General features: G+C 66.9%; 2 protein-coding genes. One reads left to right on the top strand and one right to left on the bottom strand.

What is annotated here, in order from left to right; all coding sequences use genetic code 11:
- Window positions 1–59 precede the first annotated feature (59 nt).
- Window positions 60–1,391: a crotonyl-CoA carboxylase/reductase gene (ccrA, locus tag GC106_RS45210; protein ID WP_217281779.1), complete on the bottom strand. Its 1,332-nt coding sequence runs from the start codon at window positions 1,389–1,391 to the stop codon at window positions 60–62.
- A 687-nt stretch (window positions 1,392–2,078) separates the two neighbouring features.
- On the opposite strand from ccrA, the gene GC106_RS48555 reads away from it, so the two are divergent.
- The gene (locus GC106_RS48555; RefSeq protein ID WP_281368804.1) at window positions 2,079–14,288 is read left to right on the top strand and encodes a type I polyketide synthase; all 12,210 of its coding nucleotides are present in this window, start codon (window positions 2,079–2,081) and stop codon (window positions 14,286–14,288) included.
- Window positions 14,289–14,308: the final 20 nt, after the last annotated feature.

The following is a 14,308-nucleotide window of genomic DNA, read 5'->3' as shown; positions in this document are numbered from 1 at the left end:
TGTTTATCAGGGTTCTAACCCTGATAAACACTCACGAGGGGTTTACTGCGGAAATGGGGTCAGGCTGGGGTGAGTGCGGCGAGGGTGGATTCCAGATCGCGGAGTCCGGTGTGGGGCGCGTTGACCAGAACGGCCATGTTGCCGGGCGGGTGGACGTTGTCGCGCATGAGCTGGTGGGCCCGGCCGACGTCGGCCAGCTCGCCGCACCAGGACAAGCACGGGTCCAGACGGCCCGAGCCGACGAGTTCGGTCACCTCGCGGCACTCCCGTGAGTTGGCGTAGTGCGAGCCCTGGAGCCGTTTCTGGCGCATCCACAGGTGCCGTAGGTCGAGGTCGGCGTTGTAGCCGCTCGTGCCGCCGCAGATCACCACCATGCCACCCGAGTCGCAGACGTACATGGACGTGGGGATGGTGTCCTGACCGCTGTGTTCCAACACGATCCGCGGCGACCGGCGCTCACCCAGGATGTCCCAGATGCGGCGGCCGAAGGTGCGTGCGCCGTGCGTCCACCGGGCCATCGCCTCGTCGTCCAGCACGTCGGGCAACCTGCCCCAGTGGTCGAATTCCTTGCGGTTGATGACGCCTTCGGCGCCCAGCCGCATGCAGTGCTCGGCGCGGGACTCGTCGGAGATGACCGCGATCGGGATGCCACCGTACAACCGGACGATCTGGATGGCCATGGAACCGAGCCCGCCGGCGCCGCCCCAGATGAGCACCGGGTCGCCGGGCCGCACGGTGTGCGGTGGCCATCCGAGCAGCTGCCGGTAGGCCGTGGCGCCGGTCAGCATGAAGCAGGCCGCTTCCTCCCACGTGAGGTTCGCGGGTTTGGGGTGGCACTGGTACTCGTCGACGACGGTGAACTGTGCGAAGGAGCCGTAGTTGTTCTCGTAGCCCCAGACGGCCTGCGTCGTCGACAGGACGGGGTCGGCGCCGAGCCTGATGTCGGCCGCGGTCTCGTCCCACTGGAGTCCGGACAGGACGACCTCGGAACCGACCTTGACGTCGCGGACGCCCTCGCCGACCGCCCACACCACGCCCGAACCCTCGGAACCACCGATGTGGAAACCGCTCAGGTCGCCTGCCTTCGCGCGGGCGGCGATCACGTCGAGCGGTGAGCCGAGCGCGGACCAGACGTTGTTGTAGTTGATCCCGGCCGCCATCACGAGCACCAGGATCTGACCGCGGCCCAGTTCGGGCACCGGCAGCCGTTCGATCTCGAAGGCGTCGACCGGCGGCCCGTACCGCTCAGGCCGGATCACCGAGGCGTACATCTGCTCGGGCACGCTGCCCATGGGCGGGATGTCACCCAGTTCGTAACACGGCTTCACCATCGCCGGAATCCTTTCCAGTAACCCGCCTTCGCTGAACGGGGAGTGGTCGGCCGGGCTCACCCACGATCCACCGACACCACTGTCCACAAAGGTCAACGGCGTACTGCGGGCCGGTCGGCTCCGGTTCTGTGGTCGAGCTGCTGTCTGGCCGCGCGGTGCGGACCAGCAGGTGGTGACAGCAAGGTGAGACCTGTCAACGGTCGGCGCGAGGCGCGGTTTGCTGTCGTTGTCCGGATATGTCGAGGGACTTCGAGCGAGTGCGGTGACAAAGATCCATTGAAAGCGCCATTGCGTAAGGCCCCCAGCCGGTCATAGCAACCCCCGTTGCAGCGATGCTAGGAGTGCTCGTTGAGCCGTGTCAACAAAAGACGGCTGTTCGGCGGGACATTTCGCGCTCCGCCTGGAAAGGCCTGGTGGATGTCCCGCACGCAGCGTCTATTGTGGATAGTGACGCTGCGTGCACGGGCCCGGTCCGACTTGACGAAGTGCTGGTCAGTCAACGTCTTGAAGTTTGGGTGGAACCCGACGACCTGGGTGTGTCCTGACACTGACAGTGGCCTGTCCGGCCCAGTTCGGTGCGGTGTCGACGCCGTCTGTCGCTCGTTTGGGTGATTTGCAATCGATCTGCCAGCCGGATAGAAGTGGTAGGGGGACGTGATACGTGCTGTCGGATCTACTGGGGGATCTCGTGATAAGTACGTCGGTCAAGTGTGAACTCATACACCGTCATACTGTGCCATTGTCGTGATGTCACGCGAGCCGATCGCGGTCGTCGGTTGCTCGTGCCGATTGCCCATGGCGCCAAGCGTTGACGCGTTCTGGCGATTGCTCGTGGACGGCACAGACGCCGTCCGTGACCTGCCTGCCGGACGGGCGGACTCGGGACCGGGCCAGGGCAGGGGCGGGTTTCTCGACCGCGTCGACGAGTTCGACGCGGATTTCTTCGGCGTGCCACCGAGTGAGGCCGTCGCGCTCGACCCTCGGCAGCGACTCATGCTGGAACTCGGGTGGGAAGCGCTCGAAGACGCCGGCATCGTCCCCAGTCGCCTCCGGAACACGCGGACCGGCGTGTTCATCGGCGCGATCGGTGACGACTACGCCACGATCGCGCACCGTCGTGGACTTGACGAGGTCACGGCATACAGCTTGACCGGACTCAGCCGGGGCATGGTGGCCAACCGGTTGTCGTACGCGTTCGGCCTGCGTGGACCGAGTCTGACGGTGGACGCCGCCCAGTCGTCGTCCTTGGTGGCGGTCCATCTGGCAGCCGAAAGCCTCCGCAACGGTGAGTCGTCGCTGGCGCTCGCGGGCGGAGTGAACCTCGTCCTCACACCGGACAGCACCGCCACTGTCAGCGCTTTCGGCGCCCTGTCGCCGGATGGTCGTTGTTACACGTTCGACGCACGCGCCAACGGTTATGTCCGGGGCGAGGGCGGTGCTGTCGTCGTGCTCAAGCGCCTTGCGGACGCCGTCGCCGACGGCGACCCGGTGTACTGCGTGATCAAAGGCAGTGCGGTCAACAACGACGGCGGCGGGGAAAGCCTCACCTCTCCGGTGCGCGCCGCGCAGGAGGAAGTGATCCGGCTCGCGTACCGCGACGCGGGGGTGGATCCCACTGAGGTCGACTACGTCGAACTGCACGGCACTGGCACCAGGGTCGGCGACCCGATCGAAGCAGCGGCGCTCGGCGCGGCGCTGGGAACCGTTCCAGGACGCGGGAATTCGTTACTGGTCGGTTCCGTCAAGACCAACATCGGCCACCTGGAAGGCGCCGCGGGTGTGGCCGGACTGCTCAAGGCGGTGCTGTGCCTGCGGCACCGGCAACTGGTCCCCAGCCTGAACTTCACCCGGCCGAATCCGGCCATCGCGATGGACGAGCTGAATCTGCGAGTCCAGCTGAGCATGTCACCGTGGCCGCACCCTGACCGGCAACTCGTGGCAGGCGTGAGCGCCTTCGGCATGGGCGGCACGAACTGCCATGTCGTACTGTCCGATTGGGACACTCAAGCCGACCGTCCGCCACGCCCAGCCCGTGGACCGGTGCCCTGGCCGGTGTCCGCGAAAACGCCCGCGGCGCTGCGCGCGCAAGCGAAAGCGCTGGCGAGCGCGGCCGAAACGCGGGATCTGACCGACGTCGGATACTCCTTGGCCAGCAGCCGTTCGACGTTCGAGCAGCGCGCGGTCGTCATCGGCGCCGACTACGGCACGCTGGTCGAGGGTGTCCGGATGCTGGCAGACGGGGAATCCGCCCGGAACGTCGTTCGCGGGACGGCGCACGGGCCGGTGACCGGCACGGTGTTCGTCTTCCCCGGTCAGGGTCCACAGTGGACGAACATGGCGATCGGCCTGATCGAGGCGTCTGACGTGTTCGCGGCCAGGATGGCCGAGTGCGCGGCCGCGCTCGCCCCTTTCGTGGACTGGGACCTTTTCGACGTGCTGCGGGACGAGCAAGCCTTGCAACGTGCGGACGTGGTCCAGCCCGCGTTGTGGGCGGTCATGATCTCGCTGGCGGAGCTGTGGCGATCCCACGGGGTCGTGCCGTCGGCGGTGGTCGGACACAGTCAGGGCGAGATCGCCGCGGCCTGTGTGGCCGGTGCCCTGTCGCTGGACGACGGGGCGCGCGTGGTGGCCTTGCGCGGCAAGGCGTTGATGGAGCTGTCCGGCCGGGGCGGGCTGGTGTCGGTGCCGCTACCGCCGGACGAGGTGCCGCCGGTCGAGGGACTGTCTGTGGCGGCGATCAACGGGCCACGTGCCACGGTCGTCGCCGGCGAGCCGGGAGCGCTGGACGAGATCTGCGCACTGGTACCGGAAGCACGCCGCGTTCCGATCGACTACGCCTCCCATTCGGCGCAGGTCGAGGTGATCAGGGACCGGATGCTGGCGGATCTGGCCCCGGTCACCCCGAGGCGTTCGGATATCGCCTTTGTCTCGACCGTGACCGGCGCCCGCGTCGATACGACCGGTCTGGACGGACCGTACTGGTACCGCAATCTGCGTCAGACGGTCCGGTTCGAGCCCGCGATCCGGCAACTGCTGGAACATGGTGTGTTCATCGAGGTCAGCCCGCACCCGGTGCTCACCATGGGGATTCAGCAGACCGTCGACAGCGCTGGCAGTGACGCGCTGGTCCTTGGCACACTGCGCCGAGGCGAGGGTGGCACGGAACGTTTCCTCAAATCCTTGGCCGAGGCACATGTGCACGGTGTCGAAGTCGACTGGATCCCGGCACTGCCCGACGGCCGCCGGGTATCGCTACCGACGTATGCCTTCCAACGGCAGCGCTACTGGCTGGGCACTGCCGCACCGAGCAGGCCCACGGCCGCCACTGGAGACCGGCCGGCCGGACTGGACCTCGTGCGGTCGGAAGCCGCTGCCGTGCTCGGCCGAGGCCGGCCCGGTGACATCATCGCCGATCTGACCTTCCGCGACCTCGGTTTCGACTCGCTGCTGGCGATGGAACTGCGCAACCGGCTGGCACGGGCGACTGGTGTGCGGCTGCCCAGCAGCGCGTTGTTCGACTATCCTACCCCGGCGGAGCTGGCCGAGTACCTTGCCGACGGCTCGCCCGAGCCCGTGCTCACCACTGCCACCACCAGTACCCCGATCGGCGAGCCGATCGCCATCGTCGCCATGAGCTGCCGGTATCCCGGTGGTGTCCGGTCGCCGGAAGACCTGTGGCGGCTGGTCTGCGAAGGCGTCGACGCGATCACTGACCTGCCGGGCGACCGTGGTTGGGACGTCACCGGGTTCAACGGCGGGTTCCTGCCCGACGTCGCGGAGTTCGATGCCGCCTTCTTCGGGATCTCGCCGCGCGAGGCGGTGGCGATGGACCCGCAGCAACGGCTGCTGCTCGAAACCTGTTGGGAGGCAGTCGAACGAGCAGGGATCAACGCCGCCTCACTGCGTGGTGGCGACACCGGCGTGTTCGTCGGCGCCACCGCACAGGACTACGGTCCCAGGCTGCACGAGGCGGACGCTGAACTCGCGGGCTACCTGCTCACCGGAACCACGGTCAGTGTCGCTTCCGGACGTGTCGCATATCTCCTTGGGTTACAAGGCCCGGCGATGACGGTGGACACTGCTTGTTCTTCGTCGCTTGTCGCCGTACATCTGGCGGCGCAGTCGCTGCGCCACCGTGAATGTTCGCTAGCCCTTGCCGCCGGCGTGACCGTGATGTCCAACCCCGGCATGTTCCTCGAGTTCGCCAGGCAGCGTGGACTGTCACCGGACGGCCGGTGCAAGGCCTTCGCTGCGACGGCTGATGGGACCGGGTGGGCCGAGGGCGTTGGTGTCCTGGTTCTTGAGCGGTTGTCGGATGCGCGGGCCAACGGTCATCGGGTGTTGGCTGTGGTGCGTGGTTCGGCGGTGAACCAGGATGGCGCCTCGAATGGGTTGACTGCTCCGAATGGTCTGTCGCAGCAACGGGTGATCCGGCAGGCGTTGGTGAACGCCGGACTGTCCGCTTCGGACGTCGATGTCGTCGAGGCACACGGAACCGGGACGACTTTGGGTGATCCGATCGAGGCGCACGCGTTGTTGGCCACGTACGGGCAGGATCGCGAGCGTCCGTTGTGGTTGGGGTCGGTGAAGTCGAACATCGGGCACACCCAGGCCGCCGCGGGGATAGCCGGTGTCATCAAAATGGTGGAGGCGATGCGGCACGAGACGCTTCCGCGAACGCTGCACGTCGATCAGCCGTCGCCGCACATCGACTGGACCTCCGGCGCGGTGTCGCTGCTCACCGAGCAACAGCCGTGGCCGGAAGGCGGCCGACGCAGGCGTGCGGGTGTGTCCTCGTTCGGGGTCAGCGGCACCAACGCCCACGTGATCATCGAGGACGCTCCGGAGGCCGCGCCAGACAGCCGATCTGACGACGGCCGTCATGCGGGAACGGTGCCCTGGGTGCTGTCCGCGCGGAACCAGTCGGCGCTGCGGGAACGGGCCACGGACCTCCTTCCTTACGTGGACGACGACGCCATCGACATCGGCTTCTCCTTGGCCGCGACCCGAACCCGCTTCGAACATCGCGCGGTGGTGCTGGCGGACGACCGCGATGGCCACGTACAGGCCCTGGGCGCTTTGTCGTCCGGCGCCGCCTCAGCCCCAGGACTGGTCACGGGAAAGGCAGAAGCGGACCGCGGCGGCGTGGTGTTCGTGTTTCCTGGTCAGGGTTCGCAGTGGGTGGGGATGGCGCGGGAGTTGTTGGGGTCGTCTCCGGTGTTTGCTGAGCGTATGGGTGCGTGTGGGGCTGCTCTTGGGGAGTTTGTTGAGTGGTCGTTGGTGGATGTGCTTGGTGATGAGGTGTTGTTGGGGCGGGTTGATGTGGTTCAGCCTGTGTTGTGGGCTGTGATGGTGTCGTTGGCTGAGGTGTGGCGTTCTTTTGGTGTTGTTCCTTCTGGGGTGGTGGGGCATTCGCAGGGTGAGATTGCGGCTGCTGTGGTGGCTGGTGGTTTGTCGTTGGTGGATGGTGCTCGTGTGGTGGCGTTGCGTTCCCGGGCGATTCGGGAGGTGTTGGCTGGTCGTGGTGGGATGGTGTCCGTTCCGCTCCCGCCTGATGAGTTGTCGTTGGGTGAAGGGTTGTCTGTTGCTGCGGTGAACGGGCCGCGTTCGACTGTGGTTTCGGGTGACCCGGTTGCGTTGGAGCGGTTGCTGGCGACGGTGGAGGGTGCTCGGCGGATTGCGGTGGATTATGCGTCTCATTCGGTGCAGGTGGAGGCGGTTCGGGATCGGTTGTTGTCGGATCTGGCGGGGATCGCGCCCAGGAGTGGGGGTGTGGCGTTTTATTCCACGGTGACTGGTGGCCGGTTGGACACTGTGGAGTTGTCGGCTGGTTATTGGTTCCGGAATCTTCGGGAGACTGTCCGGTTCGATCAGGCGACGAGGGCTTTGCTTGATGGTGGTCATGGTGTGTTTGTTGAGGTGAGTGCGCATCCGGTGCTGGTTGTGGGGATGCAGGAGACTTTTGAGGACGCTGGTTGTGGTGCTGTGGCGTTGGGGACGTTGCGGCGTGGTGATGGTGGTTGGTCGCGATTGTTGACCTCGCTGGCTGAGGCGTACGTTCACGGTGTTGACGTCGACTGGCGGCCCACCTTCCCCGATGCCAGGATTGTCGATCTGCCGACGTATCCGTTCCAGCGCAAACGCTACTGGCACCAGTCGGTGTCCCGTTCCACGAAGCCGGACGTGAACGGGCTGTGCTACTCGATCCACTGGGAGCAACTGCCCGACCGGCCCGCCGAACTGTCCGGTACCTGGCTGGTCGTTTCCCCGTCGGGATCGGAGTACGCCGAGGCCGTGATCGACGCTCTCGAACGGCACGGAACGAAAGTTCTTCCATCCCGGTGGGACCTGGATCCGCTGCCGGACGAGCGCGACCTGGCAGGAGTGCTTTCCCTCCTGGATCTCGGCGAAACCGTCGAACTGCTGCGGGCGTTACCGGATACCGAGGCGCCAGTGTGGCTTGTCACGAGAGGCGCGGTCTTCACCACGCCGGCGGACGGCCCGAGCACGCCCGAGCAGGCGATGATCTGGGGCCTCGGCCGGGCGATCGGCCTCGAACGCCCGCACGGCTTCGGTGGACTGATCGACCTGCCCGAGCTCCTGGATGAGGCCGCACTGACCCGGCTCTGCGCCGCGCTGTCCGGTGTGGATGGCGAAGACCAGATGGCCATCCGCTCGTCCGGCCTGTTCGCTCGGCGCCTGGTTCGCGCCGCTGAGCGTTCGGTGGCGCGGACATGGACGCCGTCGGACGGAACTGTCCTGGTCACTGGCGGTACGGGAGCGCTCGGCGCGCACATCGCGCGTTGGCTGGTGGGCAACGGTGCTCGCGATGTCGTGCTGGCGAGCAGGCGGGGTACGGCCGCTCCTGGCGCCGCTGCCCTCGCTGAGGAACTGGGCAGCGCGGTGACCGTCGTCGAATGCGATGCCGCCGACCGCGCCGCGCTGGCTGCGCTGCTGGCGACGCTGCCACGGCTGACCGCTGTGGTCCACGCGGCAGGGGTTTTCGACGAACGTCCGCTCGGCGAGTTGACCCGACCGGCACTCGACAGGGTGGTGCGGGCCAAGGCGGTCGCCGCGGCGAACCTCCACGAGCTGACCGCGGACCGGGAACTGTCGGCGTTCGTGATGTTCTCCTCTGGCTCAGGGATCTGGGGCGCGGGCGGCCAAGGCGCGTACGGGGCGGCGAACGCGTTCCTCGACGCGCTGGCACACCACCGGAGGGCGCTTGGCCTTCCCGCCACTTCGATCGCCTGGGGCTCGTGGGCGGGGGCCGGGATGGCCGCCGAGTCGGGAAAGGACCTCCGGCGTCTCGGAATCCGGCCGATAGCGCCAGAGCGGGGTGTCGCCGCGCTTCAGCTCGCCCTTGACCGCGACGAGACCACCGTGGTCGTCGCCGATGTCGACTGGGATCGTTTCGTCCCGTCCTTCAGCACCGAGCGACGTAGTCCCCTGCTTGACGGCCTGGTCAGTGTTCCTGACCGGGAAGACGACGAGTCGCCGTTCGTCCGGCAGATCCTGGCGCTCGCACCGGCGGATCGGGACCGGGCGATCACCACACTGGTTCGCGACGAGACGGCCATGGTGCTCGGGCATTCTCGCGCCGACACCCTTGACACCGGCAAAGCCTTCAAACAACTGGGCTTCGACTCGATGACGGCCGTCGACCTGCGCAACCGGCTGCACGCCCGGACCGGCCTCCGGCTGCCGACGACTGTCCTTTTCGACCACCCGACTCCGGCCGCGCTGGCGGGCCATCTGCGTACTCTCGTCGAGGGCCCATCAAGCGACTCGCTCGTGACTGCGACCACCCCGGCTGCGATGCCGACCGCTGACGACCCGATCGCCATCGTGGCGATGAGCTGCCGGTTGCCCGGGGGAGTCGGCACTCCGGAGGACTTCTGGCGGCTGCTGTCCGGTGAAGTGGACGCCATCGGCACCTTCCCCACCGATCGGGGATGGGACCTGGACGCCCTGTTCGGCGCCGAGCCCGCCCGGTCGCACACCCGGTCCGGTGGGTTCCTCTACGACGCGGGCCGGTTCGACGCGGAGTTCTTCGGGATCTCGCCGCGCGAGGCGCTGGCGATGGACCCGCAGCAGCGGTTGCTGCTGGAAACCTCATGGGAGGTGTTCGAACGGGCCGGGATGAATCCGCATTCGTTGCGCGGCAGTGACACCGGGGTGTTCGTCGGCGCGATGACGCAGGACTACGGACCCCGGCCACACGAAGCACCCGAGGACTTCCAGGGCTACCTGCTCACCGGGAACACCGGCAGCGTGATCTCCGGCCGACTGTCCTACCTGTTCGGCTTCGAGGGCGGAGCCGTCACCATCGACACCGGCTGCTCGTCCTCTCTGGTCGCGTTACACCTGGCCACCCAATCGTTGCGCCAAGGAGAGTGCTCACTCGCGCTCGTCGGCGGCGTGGCTGTGATGCCGAGTCCCGCGGTCTTCGTCGAATTCAGTCGGCAGGGCGGCCTGGCGCCGGACGGCCGTTGCAAGGCGTTCGCCGCGGCGGCTGACGGAACAGGGTGGGCCGAGGGGGTCGGCGTCCTGCTTCTTGAGCGGTTGTCGGATGCGCAGGCCAACGGTCACCGGGTGTTGGCTGTCGTTCGTGGTTCGGCGGTGAACCAGGACGGGGCATCCAATGGCTTGACTGCTCCGAATGGTCTGTCGCAGCAACGCGTGATCCGGCAGGCGTTGGCGAACGCCAGGTTGTCTCCGTCGGACGTCGATGTCGTCGAGGCACATGGGACCGGCACGACTCTGGGCGATCCGATCGAGGCGCAGGCGTTGCTCGCGACCTACGGTCAGGATCGTGAACAGCCTCTCCTGCTGGGGTCGGTGAAGTCGAACATCGGCCACACCCAGGCCGCTGCGGGGATCGCCGGTGTGATCAAGATGGTGCTGGCGATGAGGAACGGCATGGTGCCGCGCACACTGCACGTCGACGCGCCCAGCCCGCACGTGGACTGGTCCACCGGCACGGTCGACCTGATCACCGAGACCCGGCCCTGGCCTGCCACCGGCCACCCGCGGCGCGCCGGTGTGTCGGCCTTCGGCGTCGGTGGCACCAACAGCCACGTGATCATCGAGGAGGCACTCGACGACGAGGCGGATCTGCCGGACAACCCTCGAAGCACCGCCCTCGTGCCCTGGGTTTTGTCCGCGCGGAGCAACTCGGCGTTGCGGCAGTATGCCGGGAATCTTCTCGCCTATGTGGGTGATCACGCCGCCGACGTGGGTTTCTCACTCGTCACGACGCGGGCCGCGTTCGAGCATCGTGCCGTAGTGGTCGGTCCCGACCGGGACTGCGTGCAGGCGTTGACTGATGGCCGTCCGCATGCACGGGTGGTGACCGGTGTCGCGGCCACGCCTTGCACCGATGTGGTGTTTGTGTTTCCTGGTCAGGGTTCGCAGTGGGTGGGGATGGCGCGGGAGTTGTTGGCGTCTTCGTCTGTGTTTGCTGAGCGTATGGGTGAGTGTGCGGAGGCGTTGGGGGAGTTTGTTGAGTGGTCTTTGGTGGATGTGCTTGGTGATGAGGTGTTGTTGGGGCGGGTTGATGTGGTTCAGCCTGTGTTGTGGGCTGTGATGGTGTCGTTGGCTGAGGTGTGGCGTTCTTACGGTGTTGTTCCTTCGGCGGTGGTGGGGCATTCGCAGGGTGAGATTGCGGCTGCTGTGGTGGCTGGTGGTTTGTCGTTGGTGGATGGTGCTCGTGTGGTGGCGTTGCGTTCCCGGGCAATTGGGGAGGTGTTGGCTGGTCGTGGCGGGATGGTGTCCGTTCCACTGCCGCCGGATGAGTTGCCGCTTGGCGACGGACTGTCTGTTGCCGCGGTGAACGGGCCGAACTCCACAGTGGTCTCGGGTGACCCGGTTGCGTTGGAGCGGTTGTTGTCCGCAGTGGAGGGTGCGCGGCGGATTGCGGTTGATTATGCGTCGCATTCAACACAGGTTGAAGTCGTCCGGGATCGGTTGTTCTCTGATCTGGCGGGGGTCACGCCCAGGTCTGGGGGTGTGGCGTTTTATTCCACTGTCAGTGGTGAGCGGATCGACTGTGCGGAGTTGACCGCTGATTACTGGTACCGCAACTTGCGTGAGACTGTCCAGTTCGACCAGACGATCAGAACCGCTCTCCAGGATGGTCGTGGCGTGTTCGTCGAGGTGAGTCCGCATCCGGTGCTGGTTGTGGGGATGCAGGAGACCATTGAGGATGTGGGTAGTGGTGCTGTGGCGTTGGGGACGTTGCGGCGTGGTGATGGTGGTTGGTCACGCCTGTTGACCTCGTTGGCCGAGGCGTACGTTCACGGTGTCGACGTGGACTGGCGGCCTGCCTTCCCCGATGCCAGGATTGTCGAGCTGCCGACGTACCCGTTCCAACACAAGCAGTATTGGCTTTCCCCGCGGCGAACGGAAGAGTCGGCGGGGACATCGGCACACCCCATCCTGAACGCTGTTGTGCCTTTGGCTGATGGTGACGGTGTGGTGCTGACCGGCCGGCTGTCGCTTCGGGACCAACCATGGTTGGCGGATCACGCCGTGCACGGAGTGGTGTTGCTACCGGGAACCGCGTTCGTGGAGTTGGCGATCTGGGCAGGCCATGAGGTCGGCTGCGACCGGGTGGACGAACTGATCCTCGAGGCCCCGCTGGTGCTGGCCGAGCACACGGACACCGTCGTCCAGATGTCCGTCAGCGGCCCGGACGAGGACGGTAGCCGTTCGATGACCGTGCACTCGCGGCTGGACAACGACGGGACGTGGACGAAGCACGCCACCGGAACTCTGGTGCCGGGCGGGAGTGAGAAGCCGACGCTGGAGACGTGGCCACCGGACCACGCGGAGCGCATCGACCTGCACGTCCTTCAGGAGCAGTTGGCCGACGCCGGGTACCACTATGGACCGACGTTCCAAGGCATCCGGGCCGCGTGGCGGCGAGACAGCGAGATCTTCGCCGAGGTGGCCCTGGCCGAGGAGCGGCACGATGACGCGCGGCGGTTCGGACTGCACCCCGCATTGCTCGACATCGCGCTTCAGCCGATCGTCGCCGGTGGCCTGCTCCCGGATTTCGGGGACACCGCCCACCTGCCGTTCTGCTGGCGAGGTGTCACGCTGCACGCGACCGGCGCGACCGCCCTGCGAGTACGGCTCCGGACGGCTGGCGTCGACAGCATTGGCGTGACCGTCGCCGACGTCACAGGCAATACGGTGGCGACAGCCGATGAGCTGCTGCTACGGCCTGTTGCGGCACAGCAACTCCAGCGAACCGGCCGCCAAGACTCCATGTACAGGGTCGAGTGGGTCCCTGCGGAGTCCGGTTCCGTCCATCGCCTGCCGATCAAGACGCATTCCATCGAGTCCTCTGTGGATGGATCAGTCCGGACGGCGACCACGGAGGCGCTGCAAGTCGTGCAGTCCTGGCTGGCCGAGGAGCGTGACGCGATCCTCGTGATCGTCACGAGCGGAGCCGTCGCCGTACGGCCGGGGGAGTCTCTCCGAGACGCGGCTCAGGCCGCCGTCTGGGGGCTTGTCCGATCAGCACAGTCCGAGCATCCAGGTCGGTTCCTGCTTTGTGACACCGATGGCTCCGAAGACCTCACGAGCGTGCTGTCGACGGTGTCCGACGAACCAGAGATCGCCCTGCGTGATGGACGTGCCTACGTCCCCCGACTGACCAGGGTCACGGCTGACCACAGTACGACGCTGAACCCGGAGGGCACCGTGTTGATCACGGGCGGCACGGGCACACTCGGCGGTCTCATCGCTCGTCATCTGGTGACCGAGCACCGCGTGCGGCGCCTGGTCCTCACCAGCCGGAGCGGAGTCAGCGACTTGCCCGAGGAACTCAGCGCCCTCGGCGCGCAGGTAAGAGTCGTGGCCTGTGACGCCGCCGACCGGAGCGCGCTGGAGTCACTGCTCGCCGAAATCCCGGACCTGACCTCGGTCGTTCATGCCGCGGGAGTGCTCGACGACGGCGTGGTCACCTCGTTGACGCCCGAGCGCGTCGACACGGTTCTGCGACCCAAGGTGGACGCAGCGCAGCACCTGCACGAGTTGACCAAGGACCGTGATCTGTCGGCGTTTGTCCTGTTCTCCTCGGCCTCGGCCCTGTTCGGGATGGCTGGGCAGGCGAACTACGCGGCGGCCAACTCGTTCGTGGACGCCCTCGCCCAGCAGCGGCGATCAGCGGGGCTGCCCGCGGTGGCACTGGCCTGGGGCTTCTGGGAACACCGTTCCGGAATGACGGGGCACCTGAGCGACACCGACCTCAACCGGATGAGACGGACCGGAATCGGTCCGCTCTCCACCGAGGAGGGCCTTGCCCTCTTCGACGCGGCGCTGGGAACCGAATCGCCGGTACTGGTGACGGCTCGCCTGGATACTGCCGGGCTGCGCGACACCGACGCGGTGCCGCCGCTACTCCGTGGTCTGGTCCGCGCTTCCCGCCGAAGGACGGTGCAGACGGACCCACAGGACGGCGGGCTGCTCCAGCGACTCGCGACTCTGTCGGACGTGGAACGCGATCAGGTGCTGGTCGACATGGTCCGTACTCACGCCGCCGCCGTCTTGGGACACGCCTCGATCGACGCGGTCCCGGCGGAACGGGCGTTCTCGGACCTCGGATTCGACTCACTCACCTCTGTCGAACTGCGCAACCGGCTGATGCGCGCGACCGGATCGCGGTTCTCGCCGACCGTGGTCTTCGACCATCCCACGCCGGCCGCGTTGGCTGTCCACATCGGAACGCAGCTGCGGCCGGAAGCGCCGGGCGCGACGGTGCTCGCCGAACTCGACCGCCTGCTCGACCGAGTCCGTGACGACGGGGAAACGCGGAACGCCGTGATGTCGAGGATGCGGTCGGTGCTGTCCGGCTGGGACGGGGCGGCGGCTCCCGACGAGGACGTCGAGGCCGCTGACGACGACGAGCTGTTCGACCTGATCCACCGCGAATTCGGAAAGTCATGACGCCGTGTCGAGAGGTCTGG

Source organism: Kibdelosporangium persicum, from assembly GCF_013280595.1.
Classification (GTDB): Bacteria; Actinomycetota; Actinomycetes; order Mycobacteriales; family Pseudonocardiaceae; genus Kibdelosporangium; species Kibdelosporangium persicum.
The sequence above is the reverse complement of the archived record's forward strand: the minus strand, read 5'-3'. Positions and strand labels throughout refer to the sequence as shown.

Bases quoted from the DNA above. Each gene is read 5' to 3' on its own strand.
- GC106_RS48555 (WP_281368804.1), top strand. From the start codon at position 2,079: ATGTCACGCGAGCCGATCGCGGTCGTCGGTTGCTCGTGCCGATTGCCC.